At 71.7% G+C, this 24004-nt stretch carries 23 protein-coding genes; 10 read left to right on the top strand and 13 right to left on the bottom strand.

The features are described 5' to 3' along the window. Positions 1-54: 54 nt before the first annotated feature. Positions 55-1317, top strand: a complete 1263-nt coding sequence (locus P5P86_RS06830) for a nicotinate phosphoribosyltransferase (RefSeq protein WP_446724932.1) — start codon at positions 55-57, stop codon at positions 1315-1317. A 39-nt stretch (positions 1318-1356) separates the two neighbouring features. Here the strand turns inward: P5P86_RS06830 and P5P86_RS06825 are convergent, their stop codons facing one another. Continuing rightward, a complete protein-coding gene (locus P5P86_RS06825; protein WP_280610561.1) occupies positions 1357-1932 on the bottom strand; it encodes a nicotinamidase in 576 nt (191 codons plus the stop codon). Positions 1933-2013: 81 nt separating this feature from the next. On the opposite strand from P5P86_RS06825, the gene P5P86_RS06820 reads away from it, so the two are divergent. After that, positions 2014-2415, top strand: coding sequence for a MarR family winged helix-turn-helix transcriptional regulator (locus tag P5P86_RS06820; protein ID WP_280610560.1), 402 nt, complete (start codon positions 2014-2016; stop codon positions 2413-2415). Beyond that, positions 2412-3740 (top strand): MFS transporter, encoded by a 1329-nt coding sequence (locus tag P5P86_RS06815; RefSeq protein WP_280610559.1) that lies wholly within the window; start codon positions 2412-2414, stop codon positions 3738-3740. Before P5P86_RS06820 ends, P5P86_RS06815 begins: the two co-directional genes overlap by 4 nt. Before the next feature lie 85 nt (positions 3741-3825). Here P5P86_RS06815 and P5P86_RS06810 read toward each other — a convergent pair whose 3' ends face one another. Genes P5P86_RS06810 through P5P86_RS06795 form a run of 4 tightly spaced genes read right to left on the bottom strand, consistent with a single transcriptional unit; the run spans position 3826 to position 7057 of the window. Beyond that, positions 3826-5613 carry a DEAD/DEAH box helicase gene (locus tag P5P86_RS06810; protein WP_280610558.1) on the bottom strand — a complete coding sequence of 596 codons (1788 nt, stop codon included), beginning with the start codon at positions 5611-5613 and terminating at the stop codon, positions 3826-3828. Beyond that, positions 5610-5888 (bottom strand): DUF3039 domain-containing protein, encoded by a 279-nt coding sequence (locus P5P86_RS06805; protein ID WP_280610557.1) that lies wholly within the window; start codon positions 5886-5888, stop codon positions 5610-5612. Before P5P86_RS06805 ends, P5P86_RS06810 begins: the two co-directional genes overlap by 4 nt. Positions 5889-5922: 34 nt before the next feature. Next, positions 5923-6477: a YqgE/AlgH family protein gene (locus P5P86_RS06800; protein ID WP_348537910.1), complete on the bottom strand. Its 555-nt coding sequence runs from the start codon at positions 6475-6477 to the stop codon at positions 5923-5925. 58 nt (positions 6478-6535) lie between these two features. Further along, entirely contained in the window at positions 6536-7057 is a 522-nt protein-coding gene (locus P5P86_RS06795) for a hypothetical protein (RefSeq protein WP_280610555.1), read from the bottom strand. A 132-nt stretch (positions 7058-7189) separates the two neighbouring features. On the opposite strand from P5P86_RS06795, the gene P5P86_RS06790 reads away from it, so the two are divergent. Then, positions 7190-7897 (top strand): TetR/AcrR family transcriptional regulator, encoded by a 708-nt coding sequence (locus P5P86_RS06790; RefSeq protein ID WP_280610553.1) that lies wholly within the window; start codon positions 7190-7192, stop codon positions 7895-7897. Between the two features lie 49 nt (positions 7898-7946). Here the strand turns inward: P5P86_RS06790 and P5P86_RS06785 are convergent, their stop codons facing one another. From P5P86_RS06785 to P5P86_RS06775, 3 genes are all read right to left on the bottom strand, one after another. Next, the gene (locus tag P5P86_RS06785; RefSeq protein WP_280610552.1) at positions 7947-9011 is read right to left on the bottom strand and encodes a DUF3048 domain-containing protein; all 1065 of its coding nucleotides are present in this window, start codon (positions 9009-9011) and stop codon (positions 7947-7949) included. Between the two features lie 140 nt (positions 9012-9151). Continuing rightward, complete coding sequence (locus P5P86_RS06780) at positions 9152-9925, bottom strand: SDR family NAD(P)-dependent oxidoreductase (protein WP_280610551.1); 774 nt, start codon at positions 9923-9925, stop codon at positions 9152-9154. Between the two features lie 64 nt (positions 9926-9989). Beyond that, positions 9990-10418, bottom strand: coding sequence for an HIT family protein (locus P5P86_RS06775; RefSeq protein ID WP_280610550.1), 429 nt, complete (start codon positions 10416-10418; stop codon positions 9990-9992). 23 nt (positions 10419-10441) lie between these two features. Between P5P86_RS06775 and P5P86_RS06770 the strand changes: the two genes are divergently transcribed. After that, on the top strand, positions 10442-11866 hold the full coding sequence (locus P5P86_RS06770) for a pyridoxal phosphate-dependent decarboxylase family protein (protein ID WP_280610548.1): 1425 nt from the start codon (positions 10442-10444) through the stop codon (positions 11864-11866). Positions 11867-11912: 46 nt separating this feature from the next. Next, complete coding sequence (locus tag P5P86_RS06765; RefSeq protein WP_280610546.1) at positions 11913-12071, top strand: hypothetical protein; 159 nt, start codon at positions 11913-11915, stop codon at positions 12069-12071. Positions 12072-12107: 36 nt separating this feature from the next. On the opposite strand, the gene P5P86_RS06760 is transcribed toward P5P86_RS06765, so the two are convergent. Genes P5P86_RS06760 through P5P86_RS06750 form a run of 3 tightly spaced genes read right to left on the bottom strand, consistent with a single transcriptional unit; the run spans position 12108 to position 16426 of the window. Further along, positions 12108-13490, bottom strand: a complete 1383-nt coding sequence (locus tag P5P86_RS06760) for an NAD-dependent succinate-semialdehyde dehydrogenase (protein ID WP_280610545.1) — start codon at positions 13488-13490, stop codon at positions 12108-12110. A 40-nt stretch (positions 13491-13530) separates the two neighbouring features. Beyond that, on the bottom strand, positions 13531-14901 hold the full coding sequence (locus P5P86_RS06755) for an aspartate aminotransferase family protein (protein WP_280610544.1): 1371 nt from the start codon (positions 14899-14901) through the stop codon (positions 13531-13533). Continuing rightward, a complete protein-coding gene (locus P5P86_RS06750) occupies positions 14894-16426 on the bottom strand; it encodes a CoA-acylating methylmalonate-semialdehyde dehydrogenase (protein ID WP_280610543.1) in 1533 nt (510 codons plus the stop codon). The genes P5P86_RS06755 and P5P86_RS06750 overlap by 8 nt, the downstream gene beginning before the upstream one ends. A gap of 110 nt (positions 16427-16536) precedes the next feature. Between P5P86_RS06750 and P5P86_RS06745 the strand changes: the two genes are divergently transcribed. Then, positions 16537-18129 carry a PucR family transcriptional regulator gene (locus P5P86_RS06745; protein WP_280610542.1) on the top strand — a complete coding sequence of 531 codons (1593 nt, stop codon included), beginning with the start codon at positions 16537-16539 and terminating at the stop codon, positions 18127-18129. On the opposite strand, the gene P5P86_RS06740 is transcribed toward P5P86_RS06745, so the two are convergent. Together P5P86_RS06740 and P5P86_RS06735 are read right to left on the bottom strand one after the other, a co-directional pair. Continuing rightward, positions 18113-19426, bottom strand: coding sequence for an MFS transporter (locus P5P86_RS06740; protein ID WP_280610541.1), 1314 nt, complete (start codon positions 19424-19426; stop codon positions 18113-18115). The genes P5P86_RS06745 and P5P86_RS06740 overlap by 17 nt on opposite strands. A 115-nt stretch (positions 19427-19541) precedes the next feature. Then, positions 19542-20117 (bottom strand): TetR/AcrR family transcriptional regulator, encoded by a 576-nt coding sequence (locus P5P86_RS06735; RefSeq protein WP_280610540.1) that lies wholly within the window; start codon positions 20115-20117, stop codon positions 19542-19544. 140 nt (positions 20118-20257) lie between these two features. Between P5P86_RS06735 and P5P86_RS06730 the strand changes: the two genes are divergently transcribed. The 3 genes from P5P86_RS06730 to P5P86_RS06720 all read left to right on the top strand — a co-directional run bounded on the left by P5P86_RS06730 (position 20258) and on the right by P5P86_RS06720 (position 24004). Then, entirely contained in the window at positions 20258-21478 is a 1221-nt protein-coding gene (locus P5P86_RS06730; protein ID WP_280610539.1) for an MFS transporter, read from the top strand. 268 nt (positions 21479-21746) lie between these two features. After that, positions 21747-23216, top strand: a complete 1470-nt coding sequence (locus tag P5P86_RS06725) for a M1 family metallopeptidase (protein ID WP_280610538.1) — start codon at positions 21747-21749, stop codon at positions 23214-23216. Between the two features lie 110 nt (positions 23217-23326). Further along, entirely contained in the window at positions 23327-24004 is a 678-nt protein-coding gene (locus P5P86_RS06720) for a GAP family protein (RefSeq protein ID WP_280610537.1), read from the top strand.

Genomic DNA, 24004 nt, shown 5'->3' with positions numbered 1-24004 from the left:
GCCACGCACCCCGCTCCCTCCACCGCCCTGCTCACCGACCACTACGAGCTGACGATGCTGCAGGCGGCCCTGGCGAGCGGCACCGCCGGCCGCCGCAGCGTCTTCGAGCTGTTCCCCCGGCGGCTGCCCGAAGGACGCCGCTACGGCGTGGTCGCCGGCGTCGGCCGCGCGCTCGACGCGCTCGAGTCGTTCCGCTTCGACCCCGACGTGCTCGCTGCGCTCGGCGGGATCGTCGACGACACCACCCTGGCGTGGCTGGGCGAGTACCGCTTCGGCGGGTCGGTGTGGGGCTACGCCGAGGGCGAGGCCTACTTCCCGCACTCGCCCCTGCTCACGGTGGAGGCCACGTTCGCCGAGGCCGTGTTGCTGGAGACGGTGCTGCTCTCGATCTACAACCACGACGGCGCGATCGCCTCGGCGGCCTCCCGGATGACGCTGGCCGCCGGCGGACGACCGTGCATCGAGATGGGCTCGCGGCGCACCCACGAGGAGGCGGCCGTCGCCGCGGCCCGGGCCGCCTACGTGGCCGGCTTCGAGGCCACCTCCAACCTCGCGGCCCGGGCCCGCTACGGCGTGCCCTCGACGGGTACCTCCGCGCACGCCTTCACCCTCCTGCACGACACCGAGCGGGACGCGTTCGCCGCGCAGGTGGCCTCGCTGGGCACCGGCACCACCCTGCTGGTCGACACCTACGACATCGCCGAGGCGGTGCGGGTCGGCATCGAGGTCGCGGGCACCGGCCTGGGCGCTGTCCGTATCGACTCCGGCGACCTCGGCGTGCTCGCCCACGACGTACGCGCCCAGCTCGACTCGCTGGGCGCGAACGAGACCAAGATCATCGTCACCAGTGACCTGGACGAGTTCGCCATCGCCTCGCTCGCAGCCGCCCCCGTCGACGGGTACGGCGTGGGCACGCAGCTGGTCACCGGCTCGGGGGCTCCGACCTGCGGGTTCGTCTACAAGCTGGTCGCGCGCGAGGACGACGGCGGCGCAATGGTCCCGGTGGCCAAGAAGAGCGTGGACAAGGCCTCGATCGGCGGCCGCAAGTACGCGCTGCGGCGCCGTACGTCCGACGGGGTGGCCGAGGCCGAGGTCGTCGGAATCGGCGCTCCGCCGCGCCATGCAGCGTCGACCGCCTCGGGAGGAGGCTGCGACGACCGCGCGCTGGTGGTGCCCCTGGTGCTCGACGGCGAGATCGTCGGCCGCGAGCCGCTGACCGCTGCCCGCGACCGGCACCGCGCCGCGATCGAGGAGCTGCCGATCGCCGTGCAGTCGATGATGAAGGGCGAGCCGGCGATCCCGACGCTCTTCGAATGAGGCCGACCGCGGGTGCTGCGTGGCCGGATGCAGGCCGACTCAGACGACCCTCACGCCAGCCGCACGCAGTTCGTCGAGCGCACGCTCGGTCGTCTCGCGCGCGACCCCGGCGCTGAGTGCGCTCAGGACGCGGGGGAGGAAGCCCGCCCGTTGCGCGTCGAGGGCTGTCGCGCGGACGCAGTGGTCGGTGGCCAGCCCGCAGACGTCGACCTCGGTGATCCCCTCGGCCTGCAGCCAGTCGGCCAGGCCGGTGCCGTCCTCGCTCGCGCCCTCGAACCCGGAGTAGGCGGCCCGGTGCTCGCCCTTGCGGAAGATCTGGTCGAACGGCTCCGGATCCAGGTTCGGGTGGAACGCCTCGCCCTCCGTGCCGACGACGCAGTGCCGGGGCCAGGTATCGACGAAGTCCGGCGGGTCGCCGAAGTGGCCGCCCGGATCGACGTGGTGGTCCTTGGTCGCCACCACCCGGTCGTAGCGCACCGCGCCGGGCAGGCCCTGGCTGCGCGCCTGCAGCAGCGCGGCGATGCCGTGGGCGACCTCGGATCCACCGGCGACGGGGAGCGACCCGCCCTCGCAGAAGTCGTTCTGGACGTCGACCACGATCAGCGCGCGGGGCATGGCCCGAGCCTATCCCTGCCGAAGCGCGGGGCGGCAAGAATCCCTTGCATGGTGCATAGCAAGGATATATAGTTTTCCAATGTGACTGACCTGAGCGGCGAGATCGTCCTCCTGGCGGGCAAGTTGATCCGGCAACTGCGCCGCGACGTCAACATGCCCGCCGCCTACCGCGTCCTCGCCACCCTCGACGACCTCGGCTCGGCCGGCATCAGCCAGCTCGCCGCGGCCGACGGCATCTCGCAGCCGACGATGAGCACCCAGGTCGCCGCCCTCGTCCAGGACGGGTACGTCGCCAAGGCGCCCCACCCGACCGACGCGCGCGCGCAGGTGCTGAGCCTCACCGACGCCGGCCGCACCTACCTGCGGGAGAACCGCGAGCGTCTGGCCGAGAGCGTCCGCAGCCGCCTCAGCACCCATCCCGAGAGCGACATCGCCACGGCGATCGCCGTACTCAAGAGCCTCACCGAGAAAGGAAACGCGTGAACTCCCCTGCCACCGCGCAGCCCGCGACATCCACGGGCTCGCTCCTGCGTCAGCCACGCGCCGTGTGGGCCGTCGCCTTCGCGTGCGTCATCTCCTTCATGGGCCTCGGCCTGGTCGACCCGATCCTGACGTCGATCGCCAAGGACCTGCACGCCACCTCCGGTGACGTCTCCCTGCTCTTCACCTCCTACCTCGTCGTCACCGCTGTCGCGATGCTGATCACCGGCTGGGTGAGCTCACGCATCGGGGTGAAGTGGACCCTCATCTCGGGCCTGGCGATCATCGTGGTGTTCTCGGCGCTGGGCGGCCTGGCCGACCTCGCCTTCAACGCCGGCCTGGGTGACTACTGGGGCGGCGTGGGCTGGATCGTGGCCGCCCGAGCCTTCTGGGGTCTGGGCAACGCGCTCTTCATCGCGACCTCCCTGGCCACCATCGTGAGCCTCGCCACCGGCTCCCTCAAGCAGGCCATCCTGCTCTACGAGTCGGCGCTCGGCATCGGGATCGGTCTCGGCCCGATCGTCGGCGGCCAGCTCGGTCAGAACATCGGCTGGCGCGGCCCGTTCTTCGGCGTCGCGGTGCTGATGGCCATCGGCCTGGTGGCCACGCTGTTCTTCCTGCCGGCCACGCCGAAGCCGGAGACGAAGACGAAGATCTCCGACCCGATCAAGGCCCTGCGCTACCCCGGGCTGCTCGTCGTCGCCGTCGTCGCCCTCTTCTACAACTACGGCATGTTCACCCTGATGGCGGTGGCCCCGTACCCGATGGCCCTCGGCTCGACCCACTTCGGGGCGTCCGCCACCGGCTGGGTCTTCTTCGGCTGGGGCATGTGCCTGGCCTTCACCTCGATCTGGGGCGCCTCCTGGCTGGAGAGGAGGGTCGGCACCATCGTCTCGATCGTGATCGCGCTGGTCGGACTGGCCGCCTGCATCGCCCTGATGGGCGTCTTCTCCACCGGCAGCACGACCGCCGGCATGAACGGCGGTCAGCCGTGGGGCGTGGTCGTGTGCACGATCCTGACCGGCCTCTTCCTGGGCATCACCAACACCGTGATCACCACGCTGGTCATGGGTGCGGCTCCGGTCCCGCGGCCGGTGGCATCGGCGGCGTACTCCTTCGTCCGGTTCTTCGGCGGCGCGATCGGCGCCTACGTCTCCGGCAAGGTCGCCGAGCACACCTTCCAGGGTGCGTTCTGGCTGGGCGCGGGCATCGTCGCCATCGCCCTCGTCGTCCTGCTGGCGTTCCGCCGCTTCGTCGCGACCACGCCGGCACCGGCGCACGGTTCGGTCGAAGAGGCCGAGGTCCTCGAGACCGCCGACGTCGACTGAGCTATCGAGGCAGGCCGCCGAGAGGTCACCAACGGCGGGTCGAGTGTCCAGCAGGCTGGACACTCGACCCGCCGTTGGTGACCTCTCAACCGCTGCGGCGTTCGGCCGCCCACTCCCGGATCCGCTCGATCCGCGAGCGCAGCTGGTCGGCTGTCGCCACCGCGGCGGCCGGGCCACCGCACTCCCGGCGCAGGGCGGCGTGGGTGATGCCGTGGGCCTGCCCGGTGCGGTGGTGCCAGGCCGCGACCAGGCCGTTGAGCTCCCGACGCAGCACCGCCAACTGCTCGTGGGTCGAGGTCTCGGCCAGCCCGTCGGCCGCCGCCTGCCGGCGGGCCTGCTCCAGCCCGTCGCCGCGCGCCCGCTGCTGCTTGGCGCGGTCGCTCTGGCGCTGCTGCAGCAGCTGACGCATCTGGTCGGGCTCGAGCAGCCCGGGGATGCCGAGGAAGTCCATCTCCTCCTCCGAGCCGACGTGCACCTCGCCGGCGTGGCCGAACTCGCCGCCGTCGAACAGCACCCGGTCGAAGCGCGCCTCGGACCCGAGCGCCTCCCACGGACCCATCGCCTCGTCGGCGGAGGCCGACTCGGAGGCGTTCGCCTGCGCCATCAGCGCGTCCTCGGCGGCGAAGATGTCGCCCTCGTCGGTGATCTTCTTGCCGAGCACGTGGTCGCGGGCGACCTCCATCTCGGAGGCGAAGCCGAGCAGGTTGGGCACCGAGGGCAGGAAGACCGAGGCTGTCTCGCCGCGCGTCCGGGCCCGGACGAAGCGACCGATGGCCTGGGCGAAGAACAGCGGGGTGGAGGTGGTGGTCGCGTACACGCCGACCGCGAGCCGCGGTACGTCGACGCCCTCGGAGACCATCCGGACCGCCACCATCCAGCGGTCCTCGCTCGCGGAGAACGCGGCGATCTTCTTCGAGGCGTCCTTCTCGTCCGAGAGCACCACCGTGGGTGAGGCGCCCGTGATGGACTTGATCGTCTTGGCGTACGCGCGCGCCGAGTCCTGGTCGGTCGCGATCACCAGCGCACCGGCGTCGGGGACGTGCCGGCGTACCTCGGAGAGCCGCTTGTCGGCCGCCTCCAGGACCGCCGGCATCCACGAGCCCTTGGGGTCCAGCGCGGTGCGCAGCGCCTGCTGGGTCAGGTCCTTGGTCAGCGGCTCGCCCAGATGGGCGGCGATCTCGTCACCCGCTCGGGTGCGCCACGTCATCTGTCCCGAGTAGGCCATGAAGAGCACGGGACGCACGACATGGTCGGCCAGGGCCTCGGCGTACCCGTAGGTGTAGTCGGCGACCGAGCGCGGGATGCCGTCCTCGCCCGGGGCGTAGGTGACGAACGGGATCGGGTTGATGTCGGACCGGAACGGGGTGCCCGTCAGGCACAGCCGGCGGGTGGCCTCCTCGAAGGCCTCGCGCACGCCCTCCCCCCACGACAGCGCGTCGCCGGCGTGGTGCACCTCGTCGAGGATCACCAGCGTCTTGAACCGCTCGGTGCGGATCCTCATCGCGAGCGGGTTGACAGCGACCCCCGCGTAGGTGACGGCCACGCCCAGGTACTCCCCCGACGTCCGACCCTGGCCGGCGGAGTAGGTCGGGTCGATCGGGATGCCGGCGCGACCGGCGGCCTCGGCCCACTGCGTCTTGAGGTGCTCGGTGGGGGCCACGATGATCACGCGGTCGACGATCCGCCGGCCGAGGAGCTCGGAGGCCACTGTCAGAGCGAAGGTCGTCTTCCCGGCACCGGGGGTCGCCACCGCGAGGAAGTCGCGCGGCTGGCGATCGACGTACTGCTGCAGGGCGTCGGCCTGCCAGGCACGCAGGGACGTGGCTGTCCCCCACGCGGCCTTGTTGGGCCACGCCGGACTGAGATTGTTCACGCGTCTCCCTCGGGAGGCAGCGACTCCCAGATCTCCTTGCAGTCGGGGCACACGGGGAACTTCGTACCGTCGCGGCTGGGCACCCACACCTTGCCGCACAGGGCGACGACGGGCGTGCCCATCACCATCGCCTCGGTGAGCTTGTCCTTCTCCACGAAGTGCGAGAAGCGGTCGTGGTCGCCGTCCTCGGTCGGGACCGTCTCCTCGCGTTCTCCCACCTTCTCCTTGACGGCGGTGTCAGTGCCGCCCGAGTTGCCGAAGCCGAGGAATCCCATGGCGTCGAGTTTACGCGACACCATCGGCGAGGGATCAGTTCTGATCGGGGTCGGCCGGCCGGGTGGACTGCCAGGCCAGCTCGCCGGGCTGTCGCCTGAGCACGTCGCTCCACAGCGTCTCGACCGAGGGGCGGAAGACGTCCTGACGCAGAGCGGGTACGACGAACCAGCTGCCCTCGGCGATCTCGTCGGCGAGCTGCTCGGCACCCCAGCCGGCATAGCCGGCGAAGATCCGCAGGTCGCTCAGGCTGCCCTCGACCAGCTCCCGGGGCGTGTCCAGGTCCAGGAGGCCCAACCGCCCGTGGATGGTGTGGAAGCCGACCGGGATGTCGGCGACGTCACGCAGCAGCCCGACCGCGAGCGCGGCCTCGGTGCGCACCGGTCCCCCCTCGAAGAGCACCGGAGGAGCTGCCACGCCGTCCTGCCAGGACTCGAGGACCTCGGCGACCCCGAGCTCGCCCGGGCGGTTGAGGACGACCCCGATCGCCCCCTCGTCGTCGATGTCGACCATCAGCACGACGGTGCGCGCAAAGTTGGGGTCGAGCAGCGCCGGCGTGGCGACCAGGAGGTGACCCGGAGCGATCTCCATGCCGGTCATCATCGCACCGGCCTCCAGCCCGGAAGCCGAAGGCGAGGCGCGGCGAGGGTCAGGCGGCGAGCGCCGCCCGGATCCGGCCGAGCAGCGTGAGCCGCTCGGGCGCGCGCCGCGGCGCCGGGACGTACGACGCGCGAGCCGCTGCCTCGATGCGCGCGCCGGCCGGTGCTGTCAGCTCGTCCTGGGGAGCACCGCGGCCGGCCATCGCGGCCATGAACATCCGCTCCTTGGCGACCGCCTTGCCGACGGCCTGGGCCATCCGCTCGTCCAGCGGGTTCTCGGCGTAGTGGTCGAGCACGGCACGGACGCCGGGCATGGCGTCGCACACGCCGTGCCAGGCCGCGACGACCGCTTCCTCGAGGTCCATCGGCTGGGCGTCGAGCTCGCGCTCGATCCTCCCGGAGAAGGCGGTGTGCCACTTCAGCTGCAGCGCGCCGAGGAGGTCCAGCTCGTCGGTGAACCTCTCCCGGACACCCGCGACGTCCATCGGAAGGCGGCCGTCGCGGCGCTCGTCGGCGGCCGCGACGACGGCACGGAGGACCTCTCCGCGGTTGTGGTAGCTCGTCCAGGTCATGGCTCAGCCCCTCGGTGATCGCTCGCATACTGTGAGTACGTAACGAAGGTACGGCACATACCGACGGTATGGGAGTCGCGGCCCAGGTGATCCTGGCCACTCCTCGGCGCCCCAGGTGACTAAAGTGACCCGGTGGCCAAGTCCGTCAGCAAGTTCGTCCCGAAGGTGCCGCCGCTGCCCGGCGTGCCCGGGGTGTCGCGCCGCCAGCAGTACTCCGCCTCCACCAAGAAGGCGCTCCTGGAGGTGGCCACCCGCCTCTTCGCCGAGAACGGGTACGCCGGAGCCTCCCTCGACGCGATCGTCGCCGGAGCCGAGGTGACCAAGGGCGCGCTCTACCACCACTTCAGCGGCAAGCAGGCGCTCTTCGACGCCGTCTTCGTGGAGGTCGAGACCACGACGACCAAGTGGATCCGCCAGCAGATCAAGGGCGTCAAGGACCCCTGGGAGCAGGCACTCATCGGGTTGCGGGCATTCCTCACCGCCGTGCAGCAGCCCGAGTACCGCCGCATCGTGATCCAGGACGGCCCCGCGGTGCTCGGCTACGAGCGCTACCGCGAGCAGGAGGAGCGCTCGGCCTTCACCGTCGTCGAGGAGATCGTCCAGACCGTCCTGCGCGCCGCCGGTCAGGTGGTCGACGAGGAGATGAACGCGACCTTCGCCCGGATCTTCTTCGGCGCGCTCTCCTCGGTGGGCGACACGGTCGCCGACGCCACCGACCGGGCCGCCGCGGCGCGGCGCGTCGAGGAGGCGATCAGCTACATCCTGGCCGGCATCCAGGCGCTCTCGGCGCAGGGCGTGCATCTCGGCAGCTCGGCGCCGGACGAGGCGCCGGCCGGCTGAGGCAGGCCCGCCGGGCCCGTCGAGACGCTCGACGGGCCCGGCGGATGCGTCACTTGCTCCAGCTGACCGATCCGGCCGAGACCGCCTCGCCGCCCTTGGGGACGAGCGCGATCCAGACGTGGCCGGCCGGGACCTTCACCGGCGTGCCGTCCTTCGCGGTGAAGGTCGGCAGGCCCTCGACGCCGTCCTTGCGCCACTTGACCTTCTCCAGCTTGCCGCCGTGGAAGATCACTGCCTTGCCGGAGCCCTCGAAGTGGGTCACCGGGACCGGGTTGCCGGCCGGGTCCCGGTACGGCGCGAGGCTGGTCTTGACCGTGATCGCGATGACGGTGTCGGGGTTGTACACGCTGGCCCGGTCCATGTAGCTGTTCTGCAGCACGTACTTGCCGGCGGTGTACTTCCACACGTCGTTGCTGCCCGGCGCGTTGCCGATCTTGGTGTTGACGGTCGTCGCCTTGCCGGTGCCCTGGAAGTCGGCGTCGGTGCCCCACTGGAAGAAGTCCTGCGGGCGCGCGGCGGTGCTCTGGGTGCTGCTCGCGGCGAGCTTGCTCAGGTTCGCCTGGACGCTGTGCAGCGTGTCGTGGGTGCCGTCCAGCACGCGGCGCACGTTCGGGTTGTTCATGTCGATGAACTTCACCCCCGCCTTGGCGAGCCCGCTGAGCGTGACCTGGGCGGCGCCCGAGGTGACCAGCTTGGCGTTCAGCGGCTTGGCGACACCGATGTCGGTCAGGCGCATCGAACGGATCGGGCCGACCTTCTGCGGCAGCTTGGAGTAGAAGAACACCGCCAGCCGGGTGATGCCGCCCTCGACCAGCTCCTGGGTGACCATATCGGCCTGCCCGATGCCGTACTGCGGCTTGCTGTCGTAGGTGTTGTCGATCTTGGCGATGTAGACCGAGTGCTTGGTCTCCGAGGCGCCGTCGGGAGCTGCGAGACCGGTCAGCGGCCAGGTCGAGGGGGTCGGAGCCGCCGCGGGCGACGACGCACCCGAGGCGGCGGTCGAGGCGGACCCGCCGTCACTGCTGTCCTTGCTGCCGCCGCCGCAGCCGGTCAGCACGACGCTGCCCAGGGCAAGCGGGACGATGGCACGCACGAGAGCGCGGGAAGTGCGCATGGGAAGACTCCAAACGGTTTCGACTCGGGGAATGCGGCACCAGTGTCGCCGATGGACCGACCGGATGACGAAGGCGCGCCAGCGCCTCCGCCATCTGATCAGGTGCGAGTACGGCCCGAGCGGAGCCCGCCGGTGCGGGCTCAGCCGAGGGTGACGCCGCCGTCGACGTACAGGGTCTGGCCGGTGATGTACGACGCCTCGTCGCTGGCGAGGAAGGCGGCGGCCGCGGCGATGTCCTCGGGGTAGCCGACCCGCCGGACCGGGTTGTGCTCGGCGGCGGCCTTGCGGAAGTCCTCGACGGACATGCCCACCCGCGCGGCGGTCGCATCGGTCATCTCGGTGGCGATGAAGCCCGGCGCGATGGCGTTGACGTTGATGCCGAAGGGACCCAGCTCGATGCCGAGGGTGCGGGTGAAGCCCTGCAGGCCCATCTTGGCGGCCGAGTAGTTGGCCTGGCCGCGGTTGCCCAGCGCCGAGGTCGAGGAGACGTTGACGATCTTGCCGTACTTCTGCGCCACGAAGTGCTTCTGGGCAGCCTTGCTCATCAGGAACGAGCCCTTGAGGTGCACGTTCATGACCAGGTCCCAGTCGTCCTCGGTCATCTTGAACAGCAGGTTGTCGCGGGTGATGCCGGCGTTGTTCATCAGGATGTGGATGCCACCCAGCTCGGCCACGACCCGGTCGATGGCGGCCTCGACGGACGCCCCGTTCCCGACGTCGGCACCGATCCCGGTGTGCTTGGCACTGGACCCGGCGGCAACGGGGAGCGCGGCGGCCGACTCGGCGGCGGCCGACTCGTCGAGGTCGACGACGGCGACCGATGCGCCCTCCTCGGCGAAGCGCGTGGCGACGCCGAGTCCGATGCCGCGCGCGGCGCCGGTGATCACGGCTACCCGTCCGTCGAAACGACCCATGGTGAGACTCCTTCTGCGGTGGTGTCCTGCTGTCGTGGTGGTGCCGGTCCAGCTGTTGCCAGCGTCACTGTAACGATGCCCGCAGCCGGGCCGCGTAGGTCGCCGCCTCCTGGTCGTCGGCATACGACGTGCGCGGCCAGAAGAAGCCCCGCAGGCCGTCTCCCTTGGTGCGCGGCACGACGTGCAGGTGCAGGTGGGCCACCGACTGGCTCACCGTGTTGTTGTTGGCCACGAAGCTGCCCTGGGCCGCCAGCCCCTCGACCATCGCGGTCGCCAGCCGCTGCGCGTGGGCCAGGAAGCCGTCGCGCAGCCGGGCCGGCAGGTCGGGCAGGGTGACGACGTGCTCGCGCGGCACCAGCAGCACGTGGCCCTTGAAGACCGGGCGCCGGTCCAGGAACGCCACGAAGTCCTCCTCGTCGAGCACCATCTGGGCCTCGAGGCGACCGTCGGCGATGTCGCAGAAGAGGCAGCCGGCCGGGTCTGATGAGGGCATGGCGTCACCGTAACCTGGGTCACATGACCGCACACCCGACGCCGGCCTACCTCGCCGATGCCGCCCTCGCCGATCGCGAGGACGTGCTCCGCGACCTGTCCCAGTACCTCGCCACCGCCTGGGAGTCCTTCGAGCGACCCCGTCCCGACGAGCCGCACATGGACCCCGACCTGATCGACCGGTTGAGCACAGCGCTCCCCGCCGAGCCCTCCGAGCTGCACGCCGCCCTGAGCGACGCGGTCCGGGTGCTCGACGCCAGCCACTCCCCCTCACGGCCGCTCTTCGTCGCCTACGTCGGCTCCAGCGGCCTGCACACCGGCGTGCTCGCCTCGGCGCTCTCGGCGGCGTACGACGCGAATCTCGCCATCTCGGCCGGCGCGGCCGACCTGCTGGACCGGCAGGCGCTGCACTGGCTCGCCGAGTTCGTCGGCTACCCGGTCGCCGAGGGCCACTTCACCTCCGGTGGCCAGACCTCCAACCTCACCGCGCTGCTCGCCGCCCGCGAGGCGGCGCTGCCCGGCACCCGCGAGAACGGCGTGGCCGGCGCTCGCGCGACCGTGTACTGCTCCGACGAGGCGCACCACTCCATCGTGCGCGCGATCGAGGCCGCCGGCCTGGGCAGCCGGGCGCTGCGCCGGATCCCGCTCGACGCGCAGCGGCGGATGTCGGTCCCCCACCTCGCCGCGGCGATCCAGCAGGACCGGGGCGCCGGCTTCGCACCCGTCGCGGTGGTCGCCACGGCCGGTACGACGCTGACCGGGGCCGTCGACCCGATGGACACCATCGCGGCCGTGTGCGCCGAGGAGGACGTCTGGCTGCACGTCGACGGCGCGTACGGGCTGCCGGCGGCCGCTACGGCGAGCGCCGGGCACTGGTTCGCCGGGCTGGCGCAGGCCGACTCGGTGACGGTCGACGCGCACAAGTGGCTCGGTCTGCCGAAGAGCTGCAGCGCGGTCCTGCTGCGCCGGCCCGGTGCGCTGCGGGCGGCGTTCGGGCACGAGGAGCGCTACATGCTGCACGAGGGCGACGTGGCGAACCCTGTCGACTCCACCTTCGAGTACTCCCGGCCCTTCCGCTCGCTGCGGCTGTGGCTCTCGCTGCGCGTCCACGGAGCCGACCAGTTCCGTGCCTGGCTCGAGGGATCGCTGCACCTGGCCGGGCTGCTGAGTGCCGCCGTCCGGGAGGATGAGGAGTTCGAGCTGCTGCACGAGCCGATGCTCTCCACGGTCTGCTTCCGGCACCTCGCGCCGGGCCTGTCCGAGGACGAGCTCAACGCTCACAACGACAGCCTGGCCAGGGCCATGCAGGCCGACGGTCGGGTCTTCATCGCCCCTGCCGACGTGGACGGCCGGACCTGTCTGCGGGCGTGCTTCGTCAACTTCCGGACGACCCCCGAGGACGTCCGATTCCTGCTGGAGGTGGCGCGTGAGCTGGGCCAACGATCCTGAGGACGATACGGTGCATCCCGAACAGCAACCGGTTCAGGAGAGATCGATGACTGACGCCAGCAGCAACGACCAGCACTTCGGCGGCTTCGAGCACAACGCCTACCAGTCGAACATGCACACGCTCGCGATGATCTCGCTGTGGCTGATCATCGTCGCCGGCGTGGCCTGCGGCATCTTCGGCTTCTTCTGGGGCCTCTCGCACTGAGTCTGCTGCGGCCCCGGGCCGCGGTGCCGCGGTGCCTCAGCGGGGCTCGAGGGGCAGCACGCTGCGGATCAGCTTCTTGTTGATGAACTCCTCGATCCCGAGGGCGCCCATCTCACGGCCGAAGCCGGACCGCTTGATGCCGCCGAAGGGCAGCTCGGCCCCGTCGAGCAGGACGCCGTTGACGAAGACCATCCCGGCCTCGATCCGGTCGGCCACCCGGATCGCCTGGGCCGGGTCGGTGGTGAAGACGTAGGAGCCGAGCCCGTAGGGCGTGTCGTTGGCCAGCTCCACCGCCTCCTCCTCCGAGCCGACCCTGAACACCATCGCGACCGGGCCGAACAGCTCCTGGTGGAAGACGGCGTTGTCGCGGGTGACGCCGGTCAGCACCCCGGCCGGCACGTAGGCGCCGTGCCGCTCCCCGGCACAGGCGTACGTCGCCCCGTCGGCCACGGCCTGCTCGATCTGCGCCTGCAGCCGGTCCGCGGCAGCGACCGACGACAGCGGCGCCAGGCCCTCGGCGTGCGCCAGCACGGCCGCGGTGAAGCGCTCCACGAAGGCGTCGTAGAGGTCGTCGGCCACGATGAACCGCTTGGCGGCGTTGCAGGACTGCCCGGTGTTGTCCATCCGGGCCGCCAGACCGCGCTCCACGGCATGGTCGAGGTCGTCGGTGGAGAGCAGGATGAACGGGTCCGACCCGCCCAGCTCGAGCACCACCTTCTTCAGGTTGCGGCCGGCGATCTCGGCCACCGCCGCGCCGGCGCGCTCCGAGCCGGTCAGCGACACGCCGGCGACGCGGGAGTCGGCGATCAACGTCGCGACCTGGTCGTTGGTCGCGTAGATGGTGACGTAGGCCCCCGACTCCAGGCCGGCGTCGTCGAAGATCCGCTGGATCGCCTCGGCCGACTCCGGGCACTGCGGTGCGTGCTTGAGCAGCACGGTGTTGCCCACGCAGAGGTTGGGTCCGGCGAACCGGGCGACCTGGTAGTACGGGAAGTTCCAGGGCATGATCCCCAGCAGCACGCCGTACGGACTCTTGCGGACGAACGCGGTGCCCTCCCCCGCCAGCAGCTCGATCGGCTCGTCCGCCAGCAGCTTCTCGGCGTTGTCGGCGTAGAACCGGAAGATCGCCGCGGCGAAGTCCACCTCGGCCAGGGCATCGGCCAGGGGCTTGCCCATCTCCCGCACGATGATCGCGGCGAGCTCCTCGCGGCGCTCCTCGTGCAGGTCGGCCACCCGCCCCACCACGGCCGCCCGCTCGGCCACGCTCGTACGACGCGCCCAGCCTCGGCTCGCCGCGCTGGCCGAGGCGAGCGCCGCCTCGAGCTCGCCGTCGGTGGCGGTGGGGTACTTCCGCACGATCTCGCCGGTCGCCGGGTCGACCACGGCGTACTCGGTCACTGCATCGCTCACGTCGCTCATCCTCGTGCTCGTCGTGTTCCTCGTGTTCCTCGTGCCCGGATCAGGCCGAGGCGGCCTCGGCGATGGCCTCGTCGAGGATGCCGATCGCCTCCTCGACGAGCTCCGCAGCCGTGTTGAGCGGCGGGACGAGGTGGATCCGGTTGTAGTTGACGAACGGGAGCAGCCCGCGCCGCTTGCAGCCCGCGACGATGCTGTTCATCGCCGCACTGGACCCGCCGTACGGCGCCAGCGGCTCACGGGTCTCGGGGTCTGCGACGAGCTCGATCGCCCAGAACGCCCCGGTGCCGCGTACCTCGCCGACCCAGTCGTGCCTGCCGGCCAGCTCGGCCAGCCGGGGAGCGAAGACCTCCTCGCCGAGGGTGGCGGCGTGCTCGACGACACGCTCGTCCTCCATCGCGCGGATCGTCGCCACCGCTGCAGCGGCCGCGAGCGGGTGGCCGGAGTAGGTCAGCCCCCCGGGGTAGACCCGGTTGTCGAAGGTCGCAGCGATCTCGGCGTTGATCGCCACCCCGCCCATCGGGACGTAGCCGGAGTTCACACCCTTGGCGAAGGTCAGCAGGTCCGGTACGACGCCGTCGGCGTGCTCGATCGCGAACCACCTGCCGGCTCGGCCGAAGCCGGACATCACCTCGTCGGCGACGAGGACGATGCCGTGCCTGTCGCACAGCGCACGCACGCCGGCCAGGTAGCCGGGCGGCGGGATCATGATGCCGGCGGTGCCGGGGATCGACTCCAGCACGATCGCGGCGATGGTGCCCGGCCCCTCCAGCGCCACGACCTGTTCGAGGTGGGCGAGCGCGCGCTCGCACTCCTCGGCCTCGGTGGTGGCGTGGAACGCGCTGCGGTAGAGGAACGGACCGAAGAAGTGCACCGTCCCGGTCGAGCCGTTGTCGCTGGCCCAACGCCGGGGGTCGCCGGTGACGTTGACGGCCAGATGGGTGCCACCGTGGTAGGAGCGGTACGTCGAGAGCACCTTCGTCCGCCCGGTGTGCAGCCGGGCCATCCGGATGGCGTGCTCGTTGGCGTCGGCGCCTCCGTTGGTGAAGAACACCTTGTCCAGCCCCGCGGGCGTGTGGCTGGTGATCAGCCGGGCCGCCTCCGAGCGAGCCGGGTTCACATAGCCGGGAGCGACGGTGCACAGCTCGGCCGCCTGCTCCTGGATGGCCCGCACGATCCGCGGGTGCTGGTGACCCATGTTGGTGAAGACCAGCTGGGAGGTGAAGTCGAGGAGCCGGTTGCCCCCGCCGTCCCAGACGTAGGAGCCCTCGGCGCGACTCACGACCATGGGCGTGATCTGCGCCTGCGCGGACCAGGAGTGGAAGACGTGACGACGGTCGAGCTCGTAGGCGCGCTCGGCCGAGGAGTCGACCAGCTCGCTCAGCGACGGGACGGCGAGAGTCGTGTCAGTCATTGCGCGGGAACCCCAGCTCGAGGCCGCCCTCGGGGCGGTTGGCCGGATCGATCCAGCGGCTGGTGACCACCTTGCGACGGGTGAAGAAGTGCACGCCCTCGGTGCCGTAGGCGTGGCTGTCGCCGAACAGCGAGCGCTTCCAGCCGCCGAAGGAGTAGTAGGCGACCGGCACCGGGATCGGCACGTTGACCCCGATCATGCCGACCTCGACGTCGGCCTCGAAGCGCCGGGCGGCGCCCCCGTCGTTGGTGAACACGGCCGTGCCGTTGCCGTAGGGATTCGCATTGATCAGCGCGACCGCCTCGGCGTACGTCTCCACCCGGACCACCGAGAGCACCGGTCCGAAGATCTCCTCGCGGTAGATCTCCATGTCGGGCGTGACGTGATCGAACAGCGTCGGGCCGAGCCAGAAGCCGTCCTGGCCGCCGCGCGCCTGGACGTCACGGCCGTCGATGACGACCTTCGCGCCGGCCTTCTCACCGGAGTCGATGAACGCGGCGACCTTGTCCCGGTGAGCCCCTGTCACCAGCGGCCCCATGTCGGCCTCGCGGCCGTCCCGGTCCTCGGCCGTGGCCGCCACCGAGCCGTCACCGATGAGCAGCGTGCGGGTGCGGTCCGCGATCCGGGCGACGAGCTCGTCGGCCACCGAGCCGACCGCTACCAGCACGCTGATCGCCATGCAGCGCTCACCGGCGCTGCCGTAGCCGGCGTTGACAGCGGCATCGGCGGCCAGGTCGAGGTCGGCGTCGGGCAGGACGACCATGTGGTTCTTCGCGCCGCCCAGGGCCTGCACCCGCTTGCCGGCCTTGGAGGCGCGCTCGTAGACGTACTCCGCGATGGGGGTCGAGCCGACGAAGCTGATCGCCTTCACCTGCGGGCTGTCCAGCAGCGCGTCGACGGCGACCTTGTCACCCTGCAACACGTTGAAGACGCCGTCGGGCAGACCCGCCTCGCGCCACAGCTCGGCGAGCCACAGCGACGAGGACGGGTCCTTCTCGCTCGGCTTGACGACGACCGTGTTGCCGGCCGCGATCGCGACGGGGAAGAACCACATCGGGACCATCGCCGGGAAGTTGAACGGGCTGATGATGCCCACCACGCCCAGCGGCTCGAGCTTGGAGTGCACGTCGACCCCGGTCGAGGCCTGCTCGGAGTGGCCGCCCTTGAGCAGGTGGCCGATGCCGCAGGCGAACTCCACGACCTCCAGGCCGCGCGCGATCTCGCCGAGGGCGTCGGAGTGCACCTTGCCGTGCTCGGCGGTGATGATCGCCGCCAGCTCCTCGCGACGGGCGTTGAGCAGCTCACGGAAGGCGAACAGGACCTGGGTCCGGCGGGCCAGCGAGGTCCTGCCCCAGGCCTCGGCCGCCGCGGCGGCGGCATCGATGACATGCTGCGCGTCCTTGACCGAGGCGAGGGCCACCTCGCCGGTGACGGCGCCTGTCGCGGGATTGGTGACAGGAGCGGTGCGTCCACTCCCGCCCTCGTAGGTGCTGCCTGCGGCCCAATGGGCGATGGTGCGCGACATGGTGTCCTCTCAAGACGGGTCGACTCCGATCATCGTCCGATCAGCGGCGTGGACAGCCCGACGTTCTGTAGGATTCGGCTCCCATCACCGACGTTCTGACGGGAGCTTCGATGGCGATCACCGTCGCAGACGTGTTGCAGATGCCTGCCGTCCGCGGTGCCGACCCCGAGGTCCTGGGGGGCGCCGCCGGCCTGACCCGGCCGGTGCGCTGGGTGCACACCACGGAGCTGCCCGACATCGCCGAGCTGCTCCGCGACGGCGACCTCGTGCTGACCACGGGCATCGCGCTGCCGGAGGCCGTCGCGGAGCTGGCGTCCTTCGCGACCAGTCTGGCCGAGTACGGCGCGGCCGGGCTCTTCATCGAGCTGGGCCGCCGCTGGCAGCGGATCCCGGCACCGCTGGTCGAGGCCTGCGAGCACGCCGGCCTGCCGCTGGTCGCCCTCCGTCGAGAGGTGCGCTTCGCCAGCGTCGCCCAGAGCGTCGGCGAGCGGATCGTGGACCAGCAGCTCACCGAGCTGCGCGAGGCCCATCAGGTGCACGACACCTTCACCACGCTCAGCGTGGCCGAGGCCGGCCCGGGCGAGATCCTGGCGGCGGTGTCCTCGCTGGCAGCGGCCACCGCCGTCCTGGAGAGCGAGGACAGGCGCGTGCTCGACTTCGTGGCCGGCCCCCGGGACGCGGCCGCCTTCCTGGAGGACTGGCAGCGCCGCTCGCTCGCCGTACGACCGCGCAGCCGCACGGAGTGGGACGCCAGCAGTGGCTGGCTCGTGGCCCGGATCGGGAAGCCGGAGCGCGGCTGGGGCCGGCTCGTGATCGACTGTCCGACTCCCCCGACCCAGCGCCTGGTCGCCGTCGCCGAGCGGGGTGCGGCTGCCCTGGCGATGCACATGCTGCACGACCGGCAGCGGGTCGACCGGGACCGGCAGCTGCACCACGAGCTGCTGGTCACCCTGCTCGCCGACCCGTCGGCGCCGGATGTGGAGCGACGCTGCGGACTGGCCGGCCTGCCCACCGCCGGGCGCAGCTTCGTGGCGCTCGCCCTGCGGGCCACCGGCCGGCCCACTGGCACCGAGGAGCTGGTCGCGGCCCTGGTCCACGCGACAGCGACGCGGCGTACGCCTGCCCTGATCGCCGCCGTCGGCGGCACCGTGCAGGTACTGCTCTCGCTGCCGCGGCGCGCCGCCGGCCGGACCGTGGACGACCTCGTGGCGACGATCCCGCCCCGGGTGGGGTTCGTGGCGGCCGCGGGCACCGCCGTCACCGAGTTCGCCGCGGTGGACCGCACCATGCGCGAGGCCCATCAGGTGATGGCGGCCCTGACCGAGGGCGCGGCCGAGCGCCGCGTGCACCACCTCGAGGACGTGCACGTGCGCGGCCTGCTGACCCTGCTCGCCGACGACGAGCGGCTCTCGACCTTCAGCGACCGGGAGCTGCACGCGTTGCGGGCGAGCGATCACGAGGGGCGGCTGGAGGCCGCCCTGCGCGCGATGCTGCGCCACCCCACCAGCAAGTCCGCCGCCGCGGCGAGCCTGGCGGTGTCACGGCCAGTGCTCTACGAGCGGCTCGCGCGGGCGGGCGCCGTCCTGGGCCTCGACCTCGACGACGGCGAGGTGCGGACGTCGTTGCACGTCGCCCTGCTCGCCGCCGACCTGCGCGCCGCCCAGGCGAGCGCCCCGGTCGGCTCCCTCACCGGCGGATCGTGACCTGCTCGCGCACGGCGGAGTCGGGTGCAGGGTCGGGGGCCGACTCCGGGCTCGGCTCCGGGCTCGGCTCCGGGCTCGGCTCCCGTACGACGAGGGCGCGACGCAACCGCCGCTGGCTCAAGGCCACAAGTACGGCAGCAAGCGCCATCGCCGTGACGGTGACGGCGAACGCGGCGGTGTGGCCATGCTCGTCCGCGAGCCGCCCGGCAACGCTCGAGCCGGCGGCGTAGCCGAGACCCGTCGCGCTGGCGAGCAGCGTCATCGCCGTCGCCACCCGCGTCGGCACCACCACCCGTTCGGCGGTGCTGAACACGGCGATCATGAACGGTGCGACAGCGCAGCCGAGGACCGCCACCGCCGGGACCAGCGTCCCCAGGCCACCGACCAGCAGCAGCGGCAGCGAGAGCACGAACAGCGCGCTCGCGGCGGCGAGCATCCGCCGCTCGGGGCCGATCCGCTCGGGGAGGAACGCCGTGCCGATGCCTGCCAGCGCGCTGCCCACCCCGAGGGTCGCGTGCACCAGCCCGGCCACGCCGGGCGTGCCGGCCTCGGTGGCGAGCACGGTGGTGCCGGTCTGGGTAGCGCCGAACAGCATGCCGATGAGCAGTTGGGCGAGGATCAGGACCAGCAGCACCGGCGTGAGCAGGTGGCCGGCCGGGCCTCCGGCACCGGCGCCGCGCGGGTCGTGGCGGTGGGTGCGCGCGGTGCGATGCAGCGCGAAGGCAGTGCCGAAGACGGCCAGCATCGCAGCCGCCATGAGCAGCGCCCCGCCGGGCGAGATCGCGACGGCGCCGAGCCCTACCAGGGCCGGTCCGACGGCGAACGAGGCCTCGTCGACGGCGCCCTCGTAGGCGAAGGCGACGTCGACGAGCCGTCGCTGCTCGGCATGCCCGGCGGTCAGCGGCCGCCAGCGGACCCGGGCCAGGGGCCCGACCTGCGGCATCGAGAGGCCCGCAAGCGCGGCGACGGCGACGGTGGCCGGGTCCGGGGCACCGGCGTTCACGAGCACTACCAGCAGGACCAGCGAGAGGGCTCCGGCCCAGGACTGCACGAGCACGACCTGGCGCTGCCCGAGCCGGTCGGCGAGGGCTCCGGCGTACGGCGCCCCGACGGCGTTGCCCACCGCCAGCGCGCCGGCCGCCAGGCCGCCGAGGCCGTAGCTGCCGGTCGTCTCCGAGACCAGGAGGAGAGCGCCGAGCTGGCTCATCGCGAGCGGGAGACGGGCCAGGAAGGCCACCACGACGTACGGGGTTCCGGCGAGCCGGAAGAGCCTGCGATACCAGGCGAAGGGAGACACGAGAGGGCCTTTCGAGCGCGTCGGACGACGCGCCGAACCCACCTCCAAGACGCGTGAAACCCTCTACATGTTCAGGGTTCGATTGTGCCCGTGAGCAGGTGCCGAGGGCAACTGCTCACGCGCCGAGGGCCGCGTCCAGCAGGGCCTCGGCGGTGCGTCGAGCGGTCGCGGCCACCGGCGCCTGGTGGTCCATCCGTGCGGCCATCTGGGCGCCGTCGTAGACCAGGTGCAGCTGGTCGGCGAGGCCGTCGGGATCGGCCGCCCCCGCCTCCTCGGCCAGGGCCCGGAAGACGCCGCGGACGTAGGTGCGGTAGACCCGGCTCTTCTCCTCGGTCGGCGAGCCGACCGGCCCCTCGGCGGTCGCGGCGGCGAACGCGCACCCGCGGAAGTCGGGCTGGGCGAACAGCCTCGCCTGGGAGTCGAAGACGGCCAGGATCTGCTCGCGAGGCGTGCCGGCCGACTCCACGGCGGCGGTGATCCGCGCGACCTGCCGCTCGTGGCGGCGGTCGAGGTAGGCCAGGATCAGCGCGTCCTTGCTGCCGAAGGTCTTGTACAGCGACGCCTTCGCCACCCCCGACTCCTCCAGGATCCGGTCGATGCCGACGGTGTGGACGCCTTCGGCGTAGAAGAGCCGGCTGGCGGTGTCGAGCAGCCGCTCGCGCGCGCCCTGCTTCTCCGTGCTGGTGGGCATCGCCCCTCCTGTAGACAGATCTGTCCTCTACAACCGCCGGTGAAAGAAAATTGTTCCGAATTGTGCGATGCCGGAATAGTAGACAGGTCTGTTCACCTTGAGAGGTGTACAGACCTGTCTACTCCTATCGGAGGAACCCGATGAGCACCACCGTCGTCGCCGCCAGTGCAGCGGCCCCCGATACATCCGCCGAGAGGCCCGGCTCGATCGCCCGCCTCGCCCTGCTCGCCTCCATCGCGATCTCCTTCCTGGCCGCCTCCGCCGCCCCGTCACCGCTCTACCAGCACTACGACCTGGTCTGGCACGGCACAGCGCTGACGACCACCGAGGCCTTCGGCGTCTACGCGTTCGCCGTGCTCGCCGGGTTGCTGCTGCTGGGCGAGGCCTCGGCGCACATCGGGCGCCGTCCGGTGCTGCTCGCCTCGCTGGCACTGCAGGCCGCCTCGGTGCTGCTGTTCGCCACGGCCGGCTCCTTCGAACCCCTCTTCGTGGGGCGGGTGCTCCAGGGCATCGCGGCCGGCGCCGCCCTCGGCACGCTCGGCGCGGCGATGATCGAGGCCCATCGCAGCCACGGGACCGTCGCCAGCGCCGCCGCTCCGGCCGCCGGCACCGGCATCGGCGCCCTGGTCGCCGGGCTGACGGTCTCCTTCCTGCCGTGGCCGACCCACCTGGTCTACGTGGGACTGGCCGGGGTGTTCGCGTTGCAGGCGATCGGCGTCGTCCTTCTCGTCGAGGCGAACCAGACCCGCCCCGGACTGCTGAGCAGCCTGCGCCCGACGCTGGCGGTGCCCGCCTCGGCCCGGGGCGCGTTCATGGCCGCGGCACCCGCCGTGTTCGCGGTGTGGGCACTGGCCGGGCTCTACGGCTCCCTCGGCCCGGCGCTGGTCCGTGAGCTGTCGGGCAGCGGCTCCGCGGCGCTGGGTGGGCTGGCGATCTTCGTCCTCGCCGGTGCCGGCTCAGGGACCACCGTGCTGCGGCGTACCCACGAGGCCCGCGCCCAGCTCACCGGCGGCATCGCCGCCCTGGTCCTCGGTGTCGCCGTCACGGTGGTGGCGGTGGCAGCGGGCAGCCTGTGGGTGTTCCTGGTCGGCACGTTCCTGTCCGGGATCGGCTTCGGCAGCGGACTGCAGGGCGCCATCCGCGGGACGGTCGGACTGGTCGCGGCCGAGGAGCGTCCCGGCCTGCTCTCGGCGATCTACCTGGTCTGCTACGCCGGCATGGGTGCGCCGGCGGTGATCGCCGGCTTCCTGATCAGCCGCGGGCTGGACCTGACCGAGGTCACCATCGGGTACGGCGTGGGCCTCATCCTGCTCGCCCTCCTCGCCCTGGCCCAGCTGACGCTGTCGCGCCGGACCCGCTGACGGGCGGCGTCGCAGAAGTCAGCGGTGTCACCGCTCGCCGGATCGGGAGTCACCCTGGGTAGGTAGCTCCCGATCCGGAAGGTCTCCCATGCTCGGCACCGTGGCCGTGACCCTCGCCTTCGTGGTGATCCTCGCCGTGACCCTCGCGCTGGCGGCAGCGCTCTTCGCGGTGACGGTCCTGGCGATCGACCGGTCGCGATGACCCCGCCGTGGCGCTGACTTCGGCGATCCGCTGGCGCGCTCGGGTCCGTGCCCTCACCATGACACCGTGATCAATCTTGGAGCCGCCCGCGGCCGACGCGCCCGGGCGCGTCATGGCCGCCGCTACCGGTCGACCCTCGCCCTCGCCGCCACCACCGCGCTGGTCGGCTCGCTGAGCGGGACGCCCGCCCTCGCGGGCAGCGCCGCCGCGAGCGTCCCGGCCGGCTACGGCGCCGCGGTCAGCACGCCGCGGATCGACTCCTACTACCCGGCGCACGGCAACGACGTCGTCGACGCACTGCACTACGGCCTGAACCTGACCTGGCACCCGCGCCGGCGCTCGTTGGCCGGGACCGAGACGCTCGTCTTCCGCGCCGCCAAGGACGCCGCCGCGATCCCGCTGGACCTGTCCAACGCGCTCACCGTGACGGCGGCAGCGGTCGACGGCCACGCCGTAGCGGCGACGCGGAGCACCGACCACGTGAGCCTGCCGGTCCGGGTGGCCGCCGGCCAGGTCCACACCGTGACGCTGAGCTACGCCGGGCGCCCCCAGCCGGTGGCGGCACCGGGCACGCGCAGCGACGAGTCGGTCAACGGGTTCATCAGCAAGCGCGACGGTCGCGCCTACGCCATGCAGGAGCCGTACGGCGCCTTCACGTGGTACGCCGTCAACGATCAGCCGGCCGACAAGGCGCTCTACGACTTCACCCTGCACGTGCCGGCGCCGTTCGTCAGCATCGCGAACGGCCGGCTCACGCACCGCCGTACCCGCCACGGCGTGACGACCACGCGCTGGCACCTCGCCTCCCCCGCCGCGTCGTACCTGGCCACGGTCGCCTTCGGCGACTATCGCGAGACGAAGCTGGGCAAGGTGCACGGCACCCCGCTCTCGTACTGGACGCCCACCGACCGGCCGGCCCTGGTCAGGCAGCTGCGGTTCATGAAGAAGGACTTCCGCTGGCTCGAGCGGCTGCTGGGCCGCTACCCGTTCGCCACGCTCTCGCTGGTGGTGGTGCCGAGCAAGAGCGCGATGGAGACCCAGACGATGATCAGCGAGGGCAGCGACCGCTACGCCCTGGCCGAGGACAACGTCGTCCACGAGATGTCGCACCAGTGGTGGGGCGACCAGGTCACGCCGAACGACTGGCGCGACGTCTGGATGAGCGAGGGCATGGCGATGTACATCCAGTACCGCTGGCTCGACCACGTCGACCACTACCCGACCGGCACCTGGGTGTCCTACGAGACCTCGCGGGAGGACGACATGCTGCTGAGCAAGTATGGGCCGCCAGGCGCCTACAACCGGGCCGACTTCGGTTCCTCGAACATCTACCTGCCGCCGGCGCGGATGTGGTGGAAGCTGTCGGAGTCGCTCGGCAGGAGCCGCTTCGACACGCTGCTGCGTGGCTGGACCGCCAGCCATCCGCACTCCTCGCAGAGCCGCGAGACGCTCGAGGACTGGTGGAGCACGGCGTCCGGACGGGATCTGCACTCGTTCTTCCAGGGCTGGCTGCTGGCCACCGAGGACCCGTCGTAGGGCTGCTGGTCGCGCTCACCCTCTCCGGGTGAGCCGCTGCACCGGCTGCGGGGCCAGTGTCGACCCGCGGGCGCCGGCGGCGCCTGCGCACCGGCGCTGGAGGAGACCACATGGGCGAGGCCATCGGCGGGCTGTTGCCTGTGGCGGTAGGCGTGGCGATCAGCCCCTTCCCGATCATCGGCATGGTGCTGATGCTGCTCACCCCGAAGGCGAAGCCCAACGGCTTCTCCTTCCTGCTCGGGTGGGTCGGTGGGATCGCCGTCGCCGGCACCCTCGTGATCCTCGTGGTCAACGCCATCGGCGCCTCCGGCGACGACCACGCTCCGGCCACGTGGACCTACTGGCTCAAGCTGGTGCTCGGTGTGGCGCTGCTCCTGCTCGGCGTACGGCGGTGGCAGGGCCGTCCGCACGCGGGCGAGGAGGTGGCCCTGCCGAAGTGGATGGCCGCGCTCGCCGACTTTACGCCCGTCAGGTCGGTCGGTCTCGCGGTGCTGCTCAGCGCCGTCAACCCGAAGAACCTGATCCTCGTGATCGGCGGAGCCACCACCCTCGTCCAGGCCGAGCTGAGCACCGGTCAGGATGTCGTCGCCTGGGCGGTCTTCACGGTGATCGCCACCATCGGCGTCGCGGCGCCGTTGGGGATCTACCTCTTCCTCGGCGACCGGGCGGTCACCGTCCTGGACGGCCTCAACGCGTGGATGTCCACCAACAACGCGGCCATCATGGCCGTGCTGATCCTCGTGTTCGGCACCAAGCTCGTCGGCGAGGCGATCGCCGGGATCTTCTGA

Source organism: Nocardioides sp. BP30 (genome assembly GCF_029873215.1).
GTDB lineage: Bacteria > Actinomycetota > Actinomycetes > Propionibacteriales > Nocardioidaceae > Nocardioides.
This window is presented reverse-complemented; position numbering and strand designations above follow the sequence as displayed.